Raw genomic sequence first — 19,616 nt, 5'->3', positions numbered from 1 at the left:
TCTGGGCCGTCCGAAGGACGGTCCGGACCCGCAGTTCTCGCTCGCGCCCGTCGCGGTGCGGCTGGCGGAGCTGCTGGGCAGGTCCGTCGTGCTCGCGACGCCGGGTGAGGTGCCGGCGATCGCCGACGGCGGTGTCGTCCTGCTGGAGAACATCCGCTTCGACACCCGCGAGACCAGCAAGGACGATGCCGAGCGCGGCGCCTTCGCCGACGAGCTCGTCGCCCTGACCGGGGAGAACGGCGCGTTCGTGTCCGACGGCTTCGGCGTGGTGCACCGCAAGCAGGCGTCGGTCTACGACGTCGCGACGCGGCTGCCCTCCTACACCGGCGCGCTCGTCGCGGCGGAGGCCGACGTGCTGGCCCGGCTGTCGGAGGACCCCGTCCGGCCGTACGCGGTCGTGCTCGGCGGCTCCAAGGTCTCCGACAAGATCGCCGTCATCGAGGCCCTGCTGCCCAAGGTCGACGCGCTCGTCGTCGGCGGCGGGATGTGCTTCACCTTCCTCGCGGCGCAGGGGCACTCGGTGGGCGCCTCGCTGCTGCAGGAGGAACAGATCGACAACGCGAAGGCGCTGCTCGAGTCGGGCAAGATCGTGCTGCCCGTCGACGTCGTGGTCGCCGACTCGTTCTCCGCCGACGCACAGACCCGGGTCGTCCCGGTCGACGCGATCCCCGACGGCTGGCTGGGCCTCGACGTCGGCCCCGAGTCGGTCGCCGTCTTCACCAAGGCGCTCGACGGCGCGAAGACGATCTTCTGGAACGGCCCGATGGGCGTGTTCGAGATGGCCGCGTTCGCCGAGGGCACCCGCGGTGTCGCGCAGGCGATCGTCGACGCCACCTCCGCGGGCGCGTTCAGCGTCGTCGGCGGCGGTGACTCGGCTGCCGCGGTGCGGGTCCTGGGCCTGCCCGACGACGGGTTCTCCCACATCTCCACCGGCGGCGGTGCGTCGCTGGAGTACCTGGAGGGCAAGACGCTGCCGGGGCTCGCGGTCCTGGCGGACTGACGTCCCGAGAGTTCGAGGGGGCCGGGCGATGCGTCGTCCGGCCCCCTCGGTCGTCCACCCCTGCGGACTCTGTGTGCCCACGTCCGGGGCCGTCGCGTCGAGAGGGCGTGGCCGTGGCGTCGACGTGCGCATCGGCCCTGGTCGGGGACGGCGTCGGCGGATACCGTTGTCCGTCATGGAGTGGACCGGGGCCAGGTACGCCGACGCGCCGACCGTCGAGCTCACGATCTGGATCGACTCCTCGGCCGAGCATGTCTGGGGCGTCGTCACCGCGCTCGAGGGGCTGCCGGCACTCAGCGACGAGCTGCAGGCGATCGAATGGTGCGACGGTGCCACCACTCCGGAAGTGGGTGCGCGCTTCGTCGGGCACAGCGAGCACACTGCGATCGGCACCTGGTCCACGACGTCGACGATCGTCGAGTGCGCCGCGCCGACCGCCCTGGCCTGGGCGGTGGGCGACCCCGACGACCCGGCGGCCGTGTGGCGGTTCTCCCTCGAACGTGTCGACGGAGGCACCTGGCTGACCTACCGGGCGCAGCTCGGGCCCGGGCGCTCCGGGCTCACACCCGCGATCGAGAAGATGCCTGACAAGGAGCAGCAGATCGTGTTCGGCCGGCTCCGCGAGTTCGAGGCCGGCATCTCCCGGACCCTGTCGGGGATCAAGGAGCGGGCCGAGGCGATCTGCGGCTGATGCGCACCGCGACGACCATCGAGGCCTCGGGCGGGAGCTGGCGCGAGACCGTCGAGTTCGTCGTCGAGGCGGAGAAGCTGGGGCTCGACGTCTGCTGGGTCGCCGAGGCCTGGGGTTCCGACGCCGTGTCCGCCCTCGGGTTCCTCGCCGCCCGCACCGACCGGATGCTGCTGGGATCGGGGGTGCTGCAGGTCGGCACCCGCTCACCGGTGGCGGTCGCGCAGGCGGCGTCGACGTTGGCGGACATGAGCGGCGGCCGGTTCCTGCTCGGGCTCGGCGCCTCCGGGCCGCAGGTGCTGGAAGGCCTGCACGGGGTGGCGTTCGCCCGGCCGCTGACCAGGCTGCGCGAGACCGTCGAGATCGTGCGCAGCGCGCTCGCCGGTGACCGGATCCGCCACGACGGTCGCGCGTACACGATCCCGCTGCCCGGCGAGTCCCGCCCGATGCGGCTCTCGGCCGCAGCCAACCCCGACGTCCCCCTGTACCTCGCGACGATGTCGCCACGGATGCTGGAGCTGACCGGCGAGCTCGCCGACGGCTGGCTCGGCACCAGCTTCGTCCCCGAGGGCGCCCCCGACGCCTACTTCGCCCACCTCGACGCCGGCCTGGCCGTGGCCGGGCGCACCCGCGCCGATCTCGACGTCTGCCAGGGCGCCGAAGTGTGCTTCGCCGCCGACGAGGGCGAGCTGGCCACGATCGTCGACGACCGCAGGCGCGGGCTGGCGTTCAGCCTGGGCGGCATGGGATCGGCGTCGACGAACTTCTACAACGCCGCCTACGGACGGCAGGGCTGGGCCGACGTCGCCGCCGCGGTCCGGGAACGCTGGCAGGCGGGTGACCGTGACGGTGCCGCCGCGCTCGTCACCGACGACATGGTGCTGGCCACGACACTCATCGGCACCGAGGACATGGTCCGCGCGCGACTACGCGTGTGGCACGACGCGGGTGTCGACACCGTCCGGCTCTACCCGGCGGGCGACGACCTCGACGCCCGCCTGACGACCCTCGCCCGCGCGATCGAACTGGTCCGCGAGCTCCCGTGAGCGGCGATGGTCGGCGGAGCGGCTACGGCCGCTCACGAGTCCGGCGGGCCTCATAGGACTTCGCGGCGACGAACACGGTGCGCAGCACGTCGACCGGGCGGTCGCCGGCGCGGGCCAGCAGGTCGCCGAGCACGTGGTCGGCCTCGATCCGCGCGCCGGACTCCATGTCGCGCAACATCGACGCCGTCATCGGTGACCCGGCCTGGGTGAGCGTCCCGTGGATCTGCGCGAGCGCGGGCGGTCGCGGCGCCCGGCCCTGCTCCTCGGCGATCCCGGCGACCTCGTCGAGCAGCCGCTCGATCAGCGGGGTCCCGCCCGCGGCGACGACGTCGCCGATCGCGGCCCGCATCAGCGCCGTCGTGCCCGCGGCCGTCGCGAGGAAGACCCACTTCTCCCACATGTCCTGCAGGACGTCGTCGGACTCGACCGCGTCGAAACCCGCGCCGGCCAGAGCCTCCTGCACCGCGGCCGACCGCGCCGATCGGCCACCGGCCCGTTCACCGTGCACCAGCGAGTGCGGCTCGCCGAGGTGGTCGACGGAACCGTCGGGGCGCAGCACCGTCGAGATCAGGCACATCCCGCCGAGGACGGAGCCCGCCCCGAAGCGGGCCTCCAGGAGGTCGAGGTGGCGCATGCCGTTGAGCAGCGGGAGGACGGCGGTGCCGGGGCCGACGGCGGGCGCGATCGCGTCGGTCGCCGAGTCGAGGTCGTAGCCCTTGGCGCTCAGGATCACCAGGTCGTAGGGCCCCTCGACGGCGTCGGCCGTGACCGTCGAGGGTGCGGGGACGTCGACGTCGCCGTACGCGCTGCGCACGTGCAGCCCGTTCTCGGCGAGCAGTGCCGCGCGGGGCGGCCGGACGAGGAAGGTGACGTCGCGTCCCGCGGAAGCCAACCGGCCACCGAAGTAACCGCCGACGGCACCGGCGCCGAGGACGAGGATCTTCACCGGGTCAACGTAGACCCGCGGCGAGGCCTACCGGGGCAGTCCGGTGACGAGGAACTCGTCGAGCCGCAGGACGAGTTGCCGCTGGTCACCGCGACGAAGGGCCAGTTCGCCCGAATCGTCCAGAGTGCCGACGACGGCCGCCGCCAGGTCGCGCTCGGCGAAGGCGTCGAGACACTCCTGCTCGCGGCCCGCGGGCACGCACAGCAGGAACCCGAAGCTCGGGAAGCAGTTGAACCAGCGCGTCAACGGCACACCCTCGGGCGCGGGGACGGCGTCGACGTCGACGGTCACGCCCAGCCCGCGGGCCTCCAGCAGCATCGCGAGCGATCCCACCAGCCCCGCCATCGAGATGTCCTTGGCGGCGGCGACGACACCCTCGCGGGCCAGCCTCGGCATCAGCCGGACGTCGCCGGCGCAGCGCTCGCCGCGGTCCTCGAACGCACGGAAGAACGGGAAGCTCGGGTTGAGCGTGCCTGTCGTGGCCGCGGCGACGACCAGGGACTGACCCGGCTCCGCGCGCGTGACCGACAGCGCGAGCGCCGGGTCGGTGACCGAACCGACCGCGAACGCGGAGATCGACGGCTCGCCGTCGTGCGCGGTCAGGTGGCCGCCGACGATCGGCACGTCGAGCAGGGCGGCTGCGGTGCGCATTCCGGCGAGTGCGAGCTGCGCCGCTTCCGGCGACGTCGCGATGGTGTCGACGATGCCCATCGGCTCGGCGCCCATCGCGGCGATGTCGTTGACGTTGGCCAGCACCGCGGCGAACCCGGCGCCGCGCGGGTCGGCCTTCACGAACGCCGGGAGGATCGCCTCGCCGCACACCACGACGCCGGCGGTGGAGTCGACCGTCGGCGCGAGCGGCAGGACGGCGCCGTCGTCACCTGGCCCGGCGACCCAGTCGGTGTCGCCGAGGACCTCGCCGACGACAGCGATGTCGGCCTTGGCCTTCAGACCGGGGTTCGTCAGCACCGACTCGACGAGCTCGTCGAGGGATTCGTCCTGCTTCACGTACGTATCGTGCCTTCTGCTAGTGCTCTCGCAGCCGCGGGTCAGCTGCGCAGCAGCCACCACACCGCCGTGACGGCGTCGGGGCCGGGGTTCTGCCAGGAATGCGGCCGGTCGGCCGGGAAATGCAGCGAGTCGCCCGCTTCGAGGCGGTAGCGCTCGCCGGCGATGTCGACGGCCAGCACACCCGAGACGACGAGCACCAGCTCCTCGCCGGAGCGGACGGACCGGCCGTCGCCGCTGGCGCCACCGGGCTCGATCTCGGCCCACACCCCGCTGCCGCGCAGCCGCTCGTTGGGGACCGCGATGGCGCTCGCGTTCACCCCGGCGACCTCGGGAGCCCAGTCGAGCGGCGCGGGGGGACGATCGGTGCCGCGGATGTGGACGCCCACGGGGCCGGCCCAGTCGGCGTCGTCGACGAAGAACCCGATCGGGCGACCGAGCGCGGACGACAGTTTGAGCAGCGTGGTGATCGTGGGAACCATGTCGCCGCGCTCGACCTTGTGGATCGCGGCCGCGGAGACCTCGGACCGGCCGGCGAGCTGCTGCAGCGACAGACCCAGGAGCTGGCGGACCTCGCGGACCTTCGGACCGATGGCGCCGACGATGGGTTCCCAGCTCGCGACGACATCGGACTTGTCACCGCGGATGTCCGGGGTGGCCACCATGTGTCCTCCGTCGCTCGAGCCGTACAGCATCATAAACGCCTTCCGCCTATCGTGGACGACTTCGAGGCGAAGACGAGACGTCCGAAGGGTTGACGTTGCGGCGTCGTCACCTCATGTGGGGAACCGAGGTGTGGCATTCGGCGCAGCGGGTACCGCTGCGATCCGTGCAGCCCGGACCGCTGCGGCCGCATCCCGTCCTCTCCGGACGGCGTGCGCGGACGTCTCGTAGGATGCCGCCGCACTCGCACGTCCGCGCCGGCCGGCCCCGCTCCCCAAGGCCCGGCGGCCGCTCCCGAGAGGAACCGCCTTGTCCGAGATCGCGCTCCCCGACTCGCTGGGCTACACCGCCGAACACGAGTGGATCGACGTCGCCCCCGGGTCCGACGCCCCGGCCGGCCCCGTCCGCGTCGGCATCTCCGCCATCGCCGTCGAGGCGCTCGGCGAGATCGTCTACGTCGACCTTCCCGAGGTCGGCGCCGCCGTCACCGCCGGCGAGCCCTGCGGCGAGATCGAGTCCACCAAGTCCGTGTCCGAGCTCTACAGCCCGGCCACCGGCACCATCGCCGAGGTCAACACCGCGCTCGTCGACGACGCCGCCGTCGTCGGCACCGACCCCTACGGAGCGGGCTGGCTCTTCGCCGTCGAGGTCACCGCCCTCGGCGACCTGCTCACCGCCGAGGCCTACCGGGCGGCGAACACCGAGTGAGGCGTGCGGGGCCGGCCGGTCAGTCGTTGGCCCCGCACAGCACCAGGCACGGACGCTCCGCAGGGATCCGGCCGGCGAGCCAGGCCGCGAACGGCGCCGCCGCGGCGGGTTCCACACGCAGCCGGAACTCCTCCCACAGCAGGTCCCGCGCCGCGACGATCTCCGCGTCCGACACCAGCAGCGGCACCGCGTCGGCCGCGGTGAGCAGACCGAACGCGAGGTCGCCGATCCGCGTCGCCCCCAGCGCCGAGGCCGCGACCGAGTCGATCCCGACGTCGACCGGCTCGCCCGTCGTCAACGCCGCGTGCACCGCCCGGCAGCGCTCCGGCTCGACGGTGACCGTGCGGCGCCCTGCCGCGCCCAGCGTCGTCCCTGCCGCGAGCCCGCCACCGCCCGCGGCGACGACGATCGCGTCGACGTCCGGGGCCGCCGCGACGATCTCCGCCGCGACCGTGCCCTGACCGGCGACGACCTCAGGCTGGTCGTAGGCGTGCAGGTAGCGGCCCGGCTCCGCGTGCGCCGCGGCGGCCGCCTCGGCGTAGGTCGCGCCGTGCCGGACCAGCTTCGCCCCGGCCGCCTCGATCCGGCGCGCCTTGGCCTCCGGCGCGGGCAGCGGCACGAACACCGTCGCCGGGATCCCGAGCCGCGCCGCCGCCGTCGCGACCCCGAGGCCGTGGTTGCCGCCCGACGCCGTCACCACGCGGTCGGGCCGTTCGCCCGACAGCAGTGCGTTCGTCGCACCGCGCATCTTGAACGACCCGCTGCGCTGCAGGTGCTCCAGCTTCAGCAGCACCGGGCGGCCGTCGACCTCGGCGGCGAACAACGGGGTGCGACGGACGTGCGGGGCGATCCGGGTCGCCGCGGCGGCGACGTCGGCGGACGTGGGGGTCACTCGTCAACTATGCGCCCGCCGCGTGACGCGTCGACGACCCCGCCCCGCCGCACGCCACGACCGTCCTCAACGCCGACGACCCCGTCGGCCGCTGGTCGCCGCGGACTGCTCGTCGCCCCTGCCGGGCCCGGGCCCTGACTGCCGCTGGTGTCGTTCTGGCAGGTCACCGGCAGCGTCCCCGGCGCGCGCGACCTCCCTGCCGGGCACGGCCACCGCTACGGCGGCGCGCTCGCGCATGGCTTCGTCGGCGCCGGAGCGTCGTCCCGCCCGGTCCGGAGGGGGTCGCCGCGGTCGGCCGGGCCATCGACGGGTGAGGCCCCGGAGATCGGCCGACGCCGCCTGGACCGGCCGACCGTTCGGCCGGTCCGAACGTCCGAATCCGGCACGAGGGCCTGATCAGGGCTAGATTGGGCAGGTCAGGTTGGGCGGGCAACGCCCCTTGTGTGCCGGTCCGCCGGCCCGGGTTGCCGTCTGGTTCATCGGCCGTCGATCCGGCGGCCCCGCCCCGAAGGACGTCTATGTCAGCACTGCGCGGTCACACCAACCGAGTCACCGGCGAGTGGGCGGACTCCCAGAACGCCCAGCGCGACAGCTTCGAGGCCCAGGACCGGCAGGCAGCGCGTGTCGTCGCCGCCCAGTCCGCCGACGCCGACGACTGCCGCGAGCTGCTCGCGATGCTCGGCCTGAAGGTACCCGGCCAGGTCTGACCCGCACGGCGGCCGGGACTCCCGGCCGGCAAGGACGACCGCGTCGTGACCGCACCGGGTCACGTACGCGGTCATCGTCGTGTCCGGGTCGCCCGGACCCGCGCGCGCGTGTGCCTAGGGTCCTGCCTGCTCCGGCGGCCGGCCTCCCGAACGCCTCGCACGGACGCCGAGCATCGCGGCCCTGTCGTCGTCGGTCGTGTCGAGCAGGCTCGCCGGCCGGATGATCCCCGCGGTGCAGACGAGCACGTCGATCGGGCGGTGCGCCGCCTCGCAGATGCGCCGGGCCCGACGACGGCCTGGTTCGTGGACACGGAGAGCCGGCCTGGCGTCGAGCTCGGTAGAGGGTTGCTGCGCCGCCGTCGGTCCCGGGGAGCGTTTACCGTTGTCGACGTGACGACGGCGCGGGCGACGGTGACGAGCGAGGCCGTCGTCGATGCGGCGTTGACGCTCTTCGCCGAGCGCGGGTACCACGGGACGGCGCTCTCCCAGATCGCCGAGGCGCTGGGGATCCGCACGCCCAGCCTGTACAACCACATGCGCTCCAAGCACGACCTGCTGCTCGTGATCGTGGACCGGACGACGGCGGCGGTGCTGGCCGACTTCCGGGAGGCCGTCGAGGGCGTCGAGGACCCGGTCGAGCGGCTGCGCCGGGCCACGCGGGTGTACGCGTTCCGGCACGCGACGCACCGGCGGGAGGCGCTCGTCGTCAACCGGGACACCGGGAGCATCGAGGAGCCGCACCGCACGGAGCTGCAGCAGCGCCGTCGCGAGCACGAGCATGCGGTCCGTGCACTGATCACGGAGGGTGTCGACGCCGGGGTGTTCGCCGTCGAGTCACCGCGGCTGGCGTCGTTCGCGATCCGGGAGATGTGCGTGTCGGTGGCGCGCTGGTTCTCCGACGACGGCCCGTTGGACGCGGCGGAGGTCGCAGAGCAGTACGCGGACTTCGCGGTCACGATCGCCCGAGGGGGGCAGGACTTGCGGCACTAACGAGCGTTAGCTAGCTTCGGGTGGACCGAGGGAGGCGTCGTCGTGCCGCGGGACGCGTCGTCGTTCGACGCCGAGAAGGTGCTCGCCGTGTGCCGGGACCGGCTGTCGTCGTACAAGGTTCCCGCCGAGCTCGTCGTCACCGACGACATACCCCGCACCGGTTCGGCCCTGCAGCAACGACTCACAGGGGAGTCCTCGTGAAGATCGGTTCGATCGACGTCCAGCCCGTCCTCGACGGGGTCGGCCACGAGAGGTCGGACGCACTGACCCGGCCCGGTGTGGACGACCCGTGGGCGTGTCACCCGGGCCAGGTCGAGGCCGACGGCCGGTTGCACTTCGACCTCGGTGGCTTCCTGATCCGCACCGGCGACCGGGTCGTGCTCGTCGACGTCGGGGTCGGCGGGATCAGCAACGACAGCTACACCGGCGGGGACTTCCTGGACTCGTTGCGCGGCCACGGCGTCGCGCCCGAGGACGTCACCGACGTGCTGTTCACCCACCTGCACTTCGACCACGTCGGCTGGGCGACCCGCAAGGGCGAGATCGTCTTCCCCAACGCGACCTACCGCGTGCACGCCGCCGACTGGGCGCACTTCGTCGAGTCCGACGAGGCCGCGCCCGGCGCCGTCCGCAAGCTCGCGCCGCTGCGCGACCGGTTGGCGCCCTTCGACGCCGACGACACGATCGCCCCGGGTCTCGACGCCCGGCACACGCCCGGCCACACCCCGGGCTCGACGGTCTACGTGCTCTCGGGCGACGACGGGCAGCGCGCGCTGCTGCTCGGCGACGTCGTGCACTCGGTCGTCGAGCTGGCCGAGCCCGACTGGCAGGCGGTGTTCGACGTCGACCCCGTCGCCGCGAGCGCCGCCCGCAACGCCATCGCCGACGAGGTCCGGGACGGGCCGGACCTGGTCGTCGGTGCCCACTTCCCCGGACTGCGGTTCGGTCGCGTCGTGACGATCGACGGGGACCGCCGGTTCCGTTCCCTCTAGAGGAGAGGCACAGCATGGATCTCGGACTCGCCGGCACGACGGTGCTGGTCACCGGCGCCGGTCAGGGACTCGGCCGCGCGATCGGGCTGGCCTTCGCCACCGAGGGCGCGAACGTCGCGTTCCACTTCCACTCCTCGGCCGACGGCGCGGAGAAGGCGGCCGCCGAGGCGGGCGAGCTGGGGGTGAAGGCGATCGCCGTCCGTGCCGACCTGCGCGACGAGGCGGCGGTCACGACGATGGTCGAGCGCGTCGAGGCGGAGGTCGGACCGATCGGGGTGCTGGTCAACAACTCCGCGGCGACCCGCAAGCAGCGCTTCCTGGAGTCGACGCCCGCCGACTGGGCCCCGCAGGTCGACGTCACCGTCACCGGGACGCTGCAGGTCACCCACGCCGTCGCGACGTGCATGGCGGAGCGGCGCTCGGGCGCGATCGTGAACCTGATGGGGGACTCGGGTCGCGTCGGCGAGTCGGGGCTGCTGGTCACCGCCACCGCCCGCTCGACGACGGTCGGCCTCACCCGCTCCCTCGCGAAGGAGTTGGCGCGCAACGGAATCCGGGCCAACGCCGTCTCGCTGGCGCTGGTGCGCACCGACAACATCGACGCCCACTCCGGCGGCGCCGACGACGAGCAGATGCGCAGGATCCTCTCGATGTACCCGCTGCGCCGGCTCGGGACGCCCGACGACGTGACGCCGATGGTCCTGCTGCTGGCCTCGCCGCTGTCGTCGTGGACGACGGGTCAGGTCGTCTCGGTCAACGGCGGGTACGCGATGCCGTGAGCTCCCTCGGAACCTCGCCGCCGCGCAAGGAGGACCGCCGCCTGGTCACCGGGCGCGGCCGGTTCGTCGGTGACCTGCAGCTGCCACGGATGCGCCACGTCGCGTTCGTGCGCAGCCCGATCGCGCACGCGCGGATCACGACGCTCGACGCCGGTCCGGCACGTGATGCCGGGTACCGCGTGTTCACCCAGGCCGACCTGGGCGGGATCGTGCTGCGGGCGCAGAGCGCGCTGCCGTCCTATGTGGAGACGGGTCAGCCCGCGCTGGCCGAGGGGAAGGTGCGGTTCCAGGGGGAGCCGGTGGCGGCCGTCGTCGCGACGGACCGCTACCGGGCCGAGGACGGTGCCGAACTGGTGGAGGTGGACTACGCGCCCCTCCCGCCGACCGTCTGCGCGTGGCTTCCTCCCGAGAGCCCGGTCCACGACGAGGCGCCCGACAACGTTCTGCTGGAGCGGACGTTCGACGCCGGGGACGTGGATGCGACGCTCGCGAGCGCTTTCTTGACAGTGCGGCGAGAGCTCACCACCAACCGCCACGCCGGCAACCCCATGGAGTGCCGTGCCGGGGTCGCCCTGTTCGACCCCGCCGACCGGCGGCTGACGTTCTGGTCGGGCACCCAGGTCCCGCACCTGGTGCGCAACATGATCGCCGAGCTGCTGGGGCTCTCGGAGGGCAACGTGCGGGTCGTCGCGCCCGACGTCGGCGGCGGGTTCGGGGTCAAGGCCGTGCTCTACCCCGAGGACGTCGCGCTGTGCGCGATCGCCCTCGAGATGCCGGGGACGCCGGTGAAGTGGGTGGAGGACCGGGTCGAGCACCTCGCCGCGGCCACGCACGCGCGCGACCACCGCTACCTGCTCACTGCCGGCTTCTCGGAAGACGGCACCCTGCTCGCGCTCGATGCCGACGTCACCTGCAACGTCGGCGCCTACTCGGTCTACCCGTGGACGGCGGGCATCGAGCCGCTGATGGCGGGCGGCCTGCTCACCGGCCCCTACAAGCTGACGCACTACCGCGCCACGGTGCGCGGCGTCGCCACCAACACCGCGCCGTCCGGGCCGTACCGCGGCGTCGCGCGGCCCGCGAGCGTGTTCGCGATGGAGACGATGCTCGACGACGCCGCAGCGCGGCTGGGGATGACCGGAGTCGACATCCGGCGGCGCAACGTCATCCGACCCGAGGACATCCCGTACAAGATGCCGTCGCGGCTCGTCGACGACTCCGGGCACTACGACGAGTGCCTGACCAAGGCGCTCGACGCCGTCGGGTACGACGACCTGGTCGAGGAGCAGCAGCGCCGCCGGGGCACCGACGAGCCGCAGATCGGCATCGGGTTCGCCTGCTACAACGAGCTGACCGGGCTGGGCCGCGCCGCGTCGGCGGGGCCGCGGATGCCGTTCCGGACCGGTCACGACGCCTGCACCGTCCGGATCAACCCCGACGGCCGGGTCACCGTGTTCTCCGGAGTCACGTCGCAGGGGCAGGGCCTGGAGACGACGGTCGCCCAGATCGTCGCCGACGCGCTGGGCGTGGGCTACGACGACGTCGACGTCCGGATCGGCGACACCGACGCGTCGCTGTGGGGGTTCGGGGCGTTCTCGTCGCGGCAGGCGGTGATCGGGGGCGGGGCGGCACACCGGTCGGCGCTCGCGGCACGCACGAAGGTCCTGCGCCTGGCCGCGGGCCTGCTGGAGGCCGACCCTTCCGACCTTCTCATCGAGAACGGCGTGATCGCGGTCGCCGGGTCGCCCGATGTGACGATCGGCCTCCCCGAGGTCGCCCGCGTCGCCTACCTGGAGTCCAACCGGCTGCCCGAGGGCATCGAGCCCGGCCTGGAGGCCACCGAGTTCTACGACCCGATCCGCGGCGCGTTCGCCGCGGGCGCGCAGGTCGCGGCCGTCGAGGTCGACCGCACCACCGGTTCGATCAGCATCCTGCGCTGGGCCTGCGTCGAGGACGCCGGCCGCGCCATGCACCCGCAGATCGTCGACGGCCAGATCGCCGGCTCGATCGCGCAGGGCATCGGCGGCGCCCTGTACGAGCACCTCGTCTACGACGACGACGGCAACCTGTCGACGGGCACCCTGCTCGACTACCTGATGCCGACGTCGGCGGAGATCCCGGAGATGACGATCGGGCACGTCGAACGGCCCGCGGCGAACCCGCTGGGCGTCCGCGGCGTCGGCGAGGGCGGCACGCTGGGCCCCAACGCCGTGCTCGCCGGGGCGGTGTCGGACGCGCTGGGCGTGAAGATCGACGAGTTGCCGTTGTCACCGTCGGTGGTCTGGACGGCGGCGCGGCGGGCCGCAGAGGATCGCGGTGTTGTCGACGAAGACGGAGGCCCCGATCGTGAGTGAGCTGCTGGACCTGTCCCACCGCGGCCGGACGGCCGTGATCACCCTGCAGCGGCAGGCCAAGCGCAACGCGTTGACGATCGAACTGTGTGATCTCATCCGTGAGGCGGCGACCAGCGCGGTCGCCGACGGCGCCCGCTCGCTCGTCGTCACCGGGGAGGGGACGTCGTTCTGCTCGGGTGCCGACCTCGACGCCGTCTACGGCGACACCTTCCGCGACGCGCTCTACGGGATGCTGCACACGCTGGCCGCGTCGCCGATCCCCGTGGTCGCCGCGGTCAACGGGCCCGCGATCGGCGCGGGCACCCAGATCGCGATCGCCTGCGACGTCCGTGTCGCCGCCCCGACCGCCGCCTTCGCGATCCCCACCGCGGGCAACGCACTCGCCGTCGACCCCTGGACGATCCGCCGGTTCGCCCTGCTCGCGGGCAACGGCGCCGCCCGCGCCGCCCTGCTGGGCCTGGACAGGATCGACGCCTCACGTGCCCACGCGCTGGGGTTGGTCGACCGCCTCGGCGACCTCGACGACGCGATCGCCTGGGCCGAGCAGATGGCCGACCTCGCTCCGCTGACGCTGGCGTACTCCAAGCAGGTTCTGAACACGGTGTTCGAGCCGGACCTCGACCCCGGGACCGACGCCGCCTTGCAGAAGGCGTTCGAGACCTGCTGGACGAGCGAGGACTTCGCCGAGGGCCGTGCGGCACGACTGGAGAAGCGGAAGCCGGTATTTCGAGGGTTGTGAGTGGCAATAGTCGCTATAGCGACTATTGCCACTCACAGGGGAGGTCACGATGAAGTGCGCGCCGTTCGAGTACGTCCGGCCGACGTCGGTCGACGACGTCCTCGCCGCGCTCGCCGAGGCCGACGGCGAGGGCAAGATCCTGGCAGGCGGGCAGAGCCTCGTGCCCGTGATGGCGCTGCGGATGGCGCGCCCGGCGGTGCTCGTCGACGTCAACAAGGTCGAGGGCCTGTCGGACCTCGAGTGCGACGACGGGTCCGTGCACGTCGGCGCGCTCGTCCGGCACAGGACGCTGGCTGAGCAGACAGCGCACCCGCTGCTCGCCGAGGCCGCCCGGCACATCGGGCACACCGCGATCCGCACCCGTGGCACCGCGGGCGGCAGCATCGCCCACGCCGACCCGGCCGCCGAGCTGCCCGTCGTCGCCGTCGCCACCGGCGCGACCGTGACCGTTGCCGGAGCGGACGGTGACCGTTGGGTCGCCGCCGAGGATCTCTTCGCCGGTCCGCTGATGACGACGCTCGATCCCGACGAGATGGTCACCGGCATCGACTTCCCCGTCCCGACGCGCTGGGGGTTCGCCGAGTTCGCCCGCCGGCACGGCGACTTCGCGCTGGTCACCGTCGTCGTCGCCGAGGTCGACGGCGACCTCAGGATCGTCGTCGGAGGGGTCGGGCCGGTGCCGATCCGGGCACGCTCGACCGGGGCGGAGACGCTCGGGGACGAGCTCACCCCGACCGGCGACCTGCACGGCAGCGCCGACTTCCGGCGCGGCCTCGCGATCGAGATGGCCAGGCGCGCACTCGCCTCGGCCGGAATCCAGGGGTGAGTGTGGACATCACGATGATCGTCGACGGCGAGCGGTTCGATCTCGCCGTCGAGCCCCGCCACACCCTCGCCGACGTGCTGCGCGAGCAGTGCGGGCGTACCGGGACCCACGTCGGCTGCGAGCACGGGGTATGCGGGGCGTGCACGGTCCTCGTCGACGACGAGCCCGTCCGCTCCTGCCTGATGTTCGCGGTGCAGGCGCGGGAGTGCACCGTCAGCACGGTCGAGGGCCTCGAGGGCGAGGACGGGACCCTGCACCCGCTCCAGCAGGCGTTCGCCGACCATCACGGCCTGCAGTGCGGCTTCTGCACCCCCGGCATGCTGATGACGGCGGTGAACCTGCTCGACACCGTCGCCGACCCAGACCGCGAGACCATCCGCGCCGAGATGTCGGGCAACATCTGCCGCTGCACCGGCTACACGGGCATCGTCGACGCGGTGGAGGACGCCGCCCGGTCCCGGTAGCCCGTCCACCAGCTGAACGGGTACCGCACGGTGATCGCCGACTCCGTCGCCCCGACCCGGTCCAGCGCGAGCGTGACGTCGGGATCGCCGGGGTCGAACCACGTCGGCCCCGCGCGGTGGCGCATCCGGCGGTCGCCCGCCTCGCCGCGCAGCACCAGCGTGTCGCCGTCGACGACCAGCTCGGCCTCGGACCAGCCGTCGGAGTAGCGGCCCGCACACAGCGCCGGGGCCGGCCCGCAGCCGTCGGTGGCGTCCGGGCCGGGGAGGTCGAGCGCCACGGCCGCCACCTCGTGGGCGAGCAGGCTCGCGGGGAACCCGGCGTCGTTGCTCAGCACGATCACCCCGGCGTCGAGACGGGGGAACCGCGCGTACATCGACGAGAAGCCGCCGATCCCGCCGGTGTGCCCGGCGGCCTGCGCCCCGCGGAACGTGCTGAGCACCCATCCGAGCCCGTAGCCCTCGCTGTGCCCGGACTGCAGCCGGACGGGCGCGAGCATGCTCCGGTCGGTGCCTTCGTCGACGAGCCGGTTGCGGCGCACCGCCCGGTCGAAGGCCACCATGTCGCGCAACGACGCGACCAGCCCGCCCGCGCCGCCGCTGACCACGGTCCGCGTCGGCGGGACGACGCGCACGACGCCGTTGTCCCGGAGATAGCCGCGGGCCCGGTTCGGGACGACGGCGTCGTCGGCGGGGATGCACGCCGTCGCCATCCCGGCGGGGCGCAGCACGAGGTCGGCGAGCGCCCGGTCGAACGGGGTGGCCGTCACCGCGGACAGGATGACGTCGAGGAGCCGGTACCCGGAGTCGGAGTAGGCCCAGCGGGTGCCTGCCTCGAAGTCGAGTGGCTCGGCGGCGAAGGCGGCGAGCATGTCGTCGGACGTGCGCACCAGCGGCTCGATCCGCTCCCGGAAGCCGCGCAGGGCGAGGAAGTTCGGGATGCCGGAGGTGTGGGTGAGCAGCTGCCGGATCGTCGCCGACGCACCGGGGCCACCCACGGAGGGCAGGTGCTCGGCGACGGTCGAGTCCAGGTCGAGCATTCCCGCCCGCGACGTCAGCATCACGGCGAGCGCCGTCGCGGGCTTGGTCACCGACCCGAGCCCGAACATCGTCTCCGGCGTGACGGGCTGGCGCCACTCGACGTCGGCGAGCCCGAAACAGCCTTCGTAGAGCACGCTGTCGGCGTGGGTCACCGCGACCGCCGCACCGGGACCGCCCGAGCCTGCCGCCGCCCCCACGAGCGCGTCGAGCCGCGCGGAAGTCGATGTCGCCGTTGCCATCGCGGCGCGACACTACGCGCGAACACCCTCCCGCGGAACGGCCGTTCGGCGCCTCTCTAGGCTCGCCCCGTGCCGGCCCGCGAGCTCGTCGTCCTCGGGACGGCCAGCCAGGCGCCGACACGCCACCGCAACCACAACGGCTACCTGCTGCGCTGGGACCGGGAGGGGCTGCTGTTCGACCCCGGCGAGGGCACCCAGCGGCAGCTGTTGTTCGCCGGTGTCGCATCGAGCGCCATCACCCGGATGTGCCTGACTCACTTCCACGGTGACCACTGCCTCGGCGTTCCCGGAGTCGTCCAGCGGCTCTCGCTGGACAAGGTGGCGCACCCCGTCGTCGCGCACTACCCGGCGTCGGGTGCGCACTGGTTCGAGCGGCTGCGTCACGCCACGCCGTTCCACGAGGTGGCCGACCTGCGCGAGGAGCCGGTGTCGGCGGACGGCCCGCTGGCCACCGGTCGCTTCGGCACGCTCTCGGCTCGGCGGCTCGACCATCCCGTCGAGTCGTTCGGCTACCGGCTCGACGAGCCCGACGGCCGGAGCATGCTGCCCGAGCGGCTCGCCGCGGCCGGCGTGACCGGTCCCGACGTGTCGCGGCTGGCCCGCGACGGCGCGCTCGACGTCGGCGGGCGCACCGTGCGGGTCGAGGACGTCAGCGCGCCGCGGCCGGGGCAGTCGTTCGCATTCGTCATGGACACCCGGCTGTGCGAGGGCGTCGAGGCGCTGGCGGCGGGCGTCGACATGCTGGTCATCGAGTCGACGTTCCTGCACGCCGACGCCGATCTCGCGCACCGCTTCGGTCACCTGACCGCGCGGGAGGCGGCGCAGGTGGCGGCCCGCGCGGGCGTCGACACCCTGGTGCTCACCCACTTCTCGCAGCGCTACCGCGACCCGGCCGCGTTCGCCGCGGAGGCCGCCGAGGTGTTCGACGGGCCCACCGTCGTCGCCGCGGACCTGATGCGGGTCCCGCTGCCACCCCGGCGCGTGAGCCCGCCGCGGTCGGCCTGAGAACGCGGCGATCATGGTCTCGCCCGGTCCCATGTCGACCTCGGCGGTCGTCTGCGCCCGGCGGGGTGGCTGATGCGGCTCTTCGTGGCGCTGCTGCCGTCGGTGGCGACGATCCGGGCGCTCGACGCCGCCGTCGCACCGGTCCGCGTCACCCGTCCGGAGCTGCGCTGGGTCGCTCCGGAGCGGTGGCACGTCACCCTCGCGTTCCTCGGCGAGGTCCCCGACGACCGTCGCGACGACCTGGCGGGACAGCTCGGCACCGCCGCCCGGGGCGGTGCCCCGCTGCGGCTGGTGGTCGACGGCGCGGGCCGGTTCGGCGATCGGATCCTCTGGGCGGGTGTCGGCGGTGACGGTGAGCGACTGCACGGGCTCGCCGCCGTCCTCGCGGCCGGGGTCGCCCGAGCCCGGATCCCGTTGGAACACAAGGAGTTCCGGCCACACCTCACGCTCGCGGCGGCGAGGCCGCCCGCGTCGGTCCGCGACGCGGTCGAGGAGCTCGACCCCTTGCTGCGCAACGGCCCGGAAGAAACCTTCACCTGGATGGGTTTGGTGTGGAGCCGGCTGGGGAAGGGGCCCGGTGGAACGCCACGTTACGAGACGGTGGCGACGTGGCGTCTCGGTGATGCCGACTAGTCGAACACTCGTTCGAGTTGTCCACAGGATCGTCCACAGCTGTGGAGCAGTACTCGCCCCGACCAGGCGATCGGGCCAGGATGTCGACCATGGCAGTCGACACGGTCAGGTGGGGCATCGTCGGTCCGGGACGTATCGCGGGCAAGGTGGTGCGCGACTTCGCCCACCTGGAGGGCGCCGAGGCCGTCGGCGTCGCGTCCCGGTCGGCGCAACGTGCGTCGGACTTCGCGACGGAGCACGGTATCGCCCGCACGCACGACTCCTACGGCGCGCTGTTCGCCGACCCGGAGGTCGACGTCGTCTACATCGCGACGCCGCACCCGCAGCACCGGGCCATCGCCCTCGCCGCGATCGCCGCGGGCAAGGCGGTGCTCGTCGAGAAGGCGTTCACCGTCACCCCGGCGGCGACCCGCGAGGTCGTCGCCGCGGCACGCGCTGCCGGGGTGTTCGCCATGGAGGCGATGTGGACGCGGTTCCAGCCCGCGATCGTCCGCCTCCGGGAGCTGATCGCCGACGGCGCCATCGGTGAGGTCCGGGCCGTGCAGGCCGATCTCGGCGTCCGCCAGCCGTACGACCCGTCGGACCGGTTCTACGACCCCGCGGTCGGGGGCGGCGCGCTGTTCGACCTGACCGTCTACCCGATCTCTCTCGCGCAGATGGTCCTCGGCGAGCCCGACTCGGTCCTCGCGCGCGGGCTGCTCGCACCGTCCGGCGTCGACACCGAGGAATCCGTGCTGCTCACCTTCCCCGGCGGCCGGACGGCGTCGCTGTTCACCAGCCTCCAGTGCCTGACGCCGGGGCAGGCGCGGGTGGTGGGCACCGACGGCTGGATCGACGTCCCCCCGCGGTTCCACCATCCCGACCGGGTCGTCCTGCATCGTGCGGGGAAGGACCCCGAAGAGTTCCTCGCGCCCGCCACCGGCGGCGGCTACTTCCACGAGCTGGAGGAGGTCAGCGTCTGCGTGCGCGACGGCCGCACCGAGAGCGCGGTCATGCCCCTGGCCGACACGATCGCGGTGCAGGATGTGATGGGCCTGGTCGCCGACCAGCTCGGCGTCCACCCGCAGGAGGGTCCCGCGGAGCTCTGATCCCGGGTCAGACCCGGCGTGCGCTCGTCATGGGGAAGTCGCTGAGCAGGGACACCTGCACGGGCTCGCCGTCGGTCGTCGCGTTCACGACCTCGCCGTCGCCGATGTAGATCGCGACGTGGCTGATGGGTGAGTAGAAGAACACCAGGTCACCCGGCTCGAGCTGGGCCTTCGTGACCGGGGTTCCGACCTGCGACATCGCCGCAGCCGTGCGCGGCAGTGTCACGCCGATCTGCTGGAACGCGTAGAACACGAGCCCCGAGCAGTCGAACGCCGACGGACCGGTGGAACCCCACTTGTAGGGCTTGCCGACCTGCTGCAGCGCGGCCTGCGCCGCGGCGCCGGACGTGCCGGCGGCGCCGACGACGGGGACGGCGCGGGCGGTCGCGGGGCGGGTGGTCGTGGTCCGGGTGGAGGTTCCGGTTCCGCTGCCGCCGCGGTCGGACGCGGTGGGCCCGTTGCCCTGCGTGGCGGGAGTCGTCGGTGGGGTCTGCGTCGTCGGCTGGTGCTGCGTGGTCGGCGTGCCGGGCACCGGAGGCGGTCCGGCCTGGTGGGCGAGGTCGAGGTCCGCGGAGGCGTTCTCGGCCGTCGACGGCCCGCTCGACAGCGAGACCACCGCCGCCGCGGCGGCACCCACGATCGCCACCGACGCCACCGACGCGGTGACGACGGCGAGCTGGCGGGTCGACCGGCCGCGGCGCGCGTTGCCGAGGCCGGCGGCCGGACGCGGCCCACCTCCGCGGGTGCGCAGGCCGGGTCCGAGCTCGGGCTCGGCCTCGTCGCGCGTGACGAGGGGCGTGAGCGTGGTCGG

The 19,616-nt window shown here is 73.4% G+C and carries 22 protein-coding genes; 16 read left to right on the top strand and 6 right to left on the bottom strand.

Annotated elements, in window-relative coordinates; all coding sequences use genetic code 11:
* From pgk to TOK_RS09015, 3 genes are all read left to right on the top strand, one after another.
* Window positions 1-1,000, top strand: a 1,000-nt coding sequence (pgk, locus tag TOK_RS09025; RefSeq protein WP_253258267.1) for a phosphoglycerate kinase, incomplete at its 5' end; no start/stop codon positions are given.
* Window positions 1,001-1,175: 175 nt separating this feature from the next.
* The gene (locus TOK_RS09020) at window positions 1,176-1,691 is read left to right on the top strand and encodes an SRPBCC family protein (RefSeq protein WP_098957337.1); all 516 of its coding nucleotides are present in this window, start codon (window positions 1,176-1,178) and stop codon (window positions 1,689-1,691) included.
* Window positions 1,691-2,734: an LLM class flavin-dependent oxidoreductase gene (locus TOK_RS09015; RefSeq protein WP_098957336.1), complete on the top strand. Its 1,044-nt coding sequence runs from the start codon at window positions 1,691-1,693 to the stop codon at window positions 2,732-2,734. Before TOK_RS09020 ends, TOK_RS09015 begins: the two co-directional genes overlap by 1 nt.
* Before the next feature lie 22 nt (window positions 2,735-2,756).
* Here TOK_RS09015 and panE read toward each other — a convergent pair whose 3' ends face one another.
* From panE to TOK_RS09000, 3 genes are read right to left on the bottom strand one after another with little or no spacing between them, the layout of a single operon-like run.
* Entirely contained in the window at window positions 2,757-3,680 is a 924-nt protein-coding gene (panE, locus tag TOK_RS09010) for a 2-dehydropantoate 2-reductase (protein ID WP_098957335.1), read from the bottom strand.
* A gap of 27 nt (window positions 3,681-3,707) precedes the next feature.
* Window positions 3,708-4,688: an AIR synthase related protein gene (locus TOK_RS09005; protein ID WP_172457493.1), complete on the bottom strand. Its 981-nt coding sequence runs from the start codon at window positions 4,686-4,688 to the stop codon at window positions 3,708-3,710.
* Between the two features lie 41 nt (window positions 4,689-4,729).
* Complete coding sequence (locus TOK_RS09000) at window positions 4,730-5,353, bottom strand: helix-turn-helix domain-containing protein (protein WP_253258266.1); 624 nt, start codon at window positions 5,351-5,353, stop codon at window positions 4,730-4,732.
* Window positions 5,354-5,660: 307 nt separating this feature from the next.
* On the opposite strand from TOK_RS09000, the gene gcvH reads away from it, so the two are divergent.
* A complete protein-coding gene (gene gcvH, locus TOK_RS08995) occupies window positions 5,661-6,059 on the top strand; it encodes a glycine cleavage system protein GcvH (protein WP_098957333.1) in 399 nt (132 codons plus the stop codon).
* Between the two features lie 19 nt (window positions 6,060-6,078).
* Here the strand turns inward: gcvH and TOK_RS08990 are convergent, their stop codons facing one another.
* Entirely contained in the window at window positions 6,079-6,951 is an 873-nt protein-coding gene (locus TOK_RS08990) for a serine/threonine dehydratase (RefSeq protein WP_098957332.1), read from the bottom strand.
* A gap of 518 nt (window positions 6,952-7,469) precedes the next feature.
* Between TOK_RS08990 and TOK_RS08980 the strand changes: the two genes are divergently transcribed.
* The 9 genes from TOK_RS08980 (at window position 7,470) to TOK_RS08935 (ending at window position 14,802) form a co-directional block, all read left to right on the top strand.
* Entirely contained in the window at window positions 7,470-7,658 is a 189-nt protein-coding gene (locus tag TOK_RS08980) for a hypothetical protein (protein WP_098957330.1), read from the top strand.
* A gap of 390 nt (window positions 7,659-8,048) precedes the next feature.
* Window positions 8,049-8,648, top strand: a complete 600-nt coding sequence (locus TOK_RS08970) for a TetR/AcrR family transcriptional regulator (protein WP_098957329.1) — start codon at window positions 8,049-8,051, stop codon at window positions 8,646-8,648.
* 42 nt (window positions 8,649-8,690) lie between these two features.
* Window positions 8,691-8,849, top strand: a complete 159-nt coding sequence (locus TOK_RS08965; RefSeq protein WP_253258265.1) for a hypothetical protein — start codon at window positions 8,691-8,693, stop codon at window positions 8,847-8,849.
* Complete coding sequence (locus TOK_RS08960) at window positions 8,846-9,640, top strand: MBL fold metallo-hydrolase (RefSeq protein WP_098957328.1); 795 nt, start codon at window positions 8,846-8,848, stop codon at window positions 9,638-9,640. The genes TOK_RS08965 and TOK_RS08960 overlap by 4 nt, the downstream gene beginning before the upstream one ends.
* A gap of 14 nt (window positions 9,641-9,654) precedes the next feature.
* Window positions 9,655-10,419, top strand: a complete 765-nt coding sequence (locus TOK_RS08955; protein WP_098957327.1) for an SDR family NAD(P)-dependent oxidoreductase — start codon at window positions 9,655-9,657, stop codon at window positions 10,417-10,419.
* Window positions 10,416-12,773: a xanthine dehydrogenase family protein molybdopterin-binding subunit gene (locus tag TOK_RS08950; protein WP_098957326.1), complete on the top strand. Its 2,358-nt coding sequence runs from the start codon at window positions 10,416-10,418 to the stop codon at window positions 12,771-12,773. The genes TOK_RS08955 and TOK_RS08950 overlap by 4 nt, the downstream gene beginning before the upstream one ends.
* Window positions 12,766-13,512, top strand: a complete 747-nt coding sequence (locus TOK_RS08945; RefSeq protein WP_098957382.1) for an enoyl-CoA hydratase — start codon at window positions 12,766-12,768, stop codon at window positions 13,510-13,512. Before TOK_RS08950 ends, TOK_RS08945 begins: the two co-directional genes overlap by 8 nt.
* Window positions 13,513-13,561: 49 nt before the next feature.
* Window positions 13,562-14,338 (top strand): xanthine dehydrogenase family protein subunit M, encoded by a 777-nt coding sequence (locus tag TOK_RS08940; protein ID WP_098957325.1) that lies wholly within the window; start codon window positions 13,562-13,564, stop codon window positions 14,336-14,338.
* Window positions 14,339-14,340: 2 nt separating this feature from the next.
* Complete coding sequence (locus TOK_RS08935) at window positions 14,341-14,802, top strand: (2Fe-2S)-binding protein (protein WP_098957324.1); 462 nt, start codon at window positions 14,341-14,343, stop codon at window positions 14,800-14,802.
* On the opposite strand, the gene TOK_RS08930 is transcribed toward TOK_RS08935, so the two are convergent.
* Window positions 14,754-16,079: a serine hydrolase gene (locus tag TOK_RS08930; RefSeq protein ID WP_098957323.1), complete on the bottom strand. Its 1,326-nt coding sequence runs from the start codon at window positions 16,077-16,079 to the stop codon at window positions 14,754-14,756. The two genes, TOK_RS08935 and TOK_RS08930, sit on opposite strands and share 49 nt — an antisense overlap.
* A gap of 69 nt (window positions 16,080-16,148) precedes the next feature.
* Here TOK_RS08930 and TOK_RS08925 point away from each other — a divergent pair, with 69 nt between their 5' ends.
* The 3 genes from TOK_RS08925 to TOK_RS08915 all read left to right on the top strand — a co-directional run bounded on the left by TOK_RS08925 (window position 16,149) and on the right by TOK_RS08915 (window position 18,805).
* Window positions 16,149-17,084 carry a ribonuclease Z gene (locus tag TOK_RS08925; protein WP_098957322.1) on the top strand — a complete coding sequence of 312 codons (936 nt, stop codon included), beginning with the start codon at window positions 16,149-16,151 and terminating at the stop codon, window positions 17,082-17,084.
* Window positions 17,085-17,156: 72 nt separating this feature from the next.
* On the top strand, window positions 17,157-17,717 hold the full coding sequence (thpR, locus tag TOK_RS08920; protein ID WP_098957321.1) for an RNA 2',3'-cyclic phosphodiesterase: 561 nt from the start codon (window positions 17,157-17,159) through the stop codon (window positions 17,715-17,717).
* Between the two features lie 89 nt (window positions 17,718-17,806).
* Window positions 17,807-18,805 (top strand): Gfo/Idh/MocA family protein, encoded by a 999-nt coding sequence (locus tag TOK_RS08915; protein ID WP_098957381.1) that lies wholly within the window; start codon window positions 17,807-17,809, stop codon window positions 18,803-18,805.
* 7 nt (window positions 18,806-18,812) lie between these two features.
* Here TOK_RS08915 and TOK_RS08910 read toward each other — a convergent pair.
* On the bottom strand, window positions 18,813-19,616 hold an 804-nt coding region (locus tag TOK_RS08910), incomplete at its 5' end, for a C40 family peptidase (protein ID WP_172457491.1).

Source organism: Pseudonocardia sp. N23, from assembly GCF_002583555.1.
GTDB lineage: Bacteria > Actinomycetota > Actinomycetes > Mycobacteriales > Pseudonocardiaceae > Pseudonocardia.
This window is presented reverse-complemented; position numbering and strand designations above follow the sequence as displayed.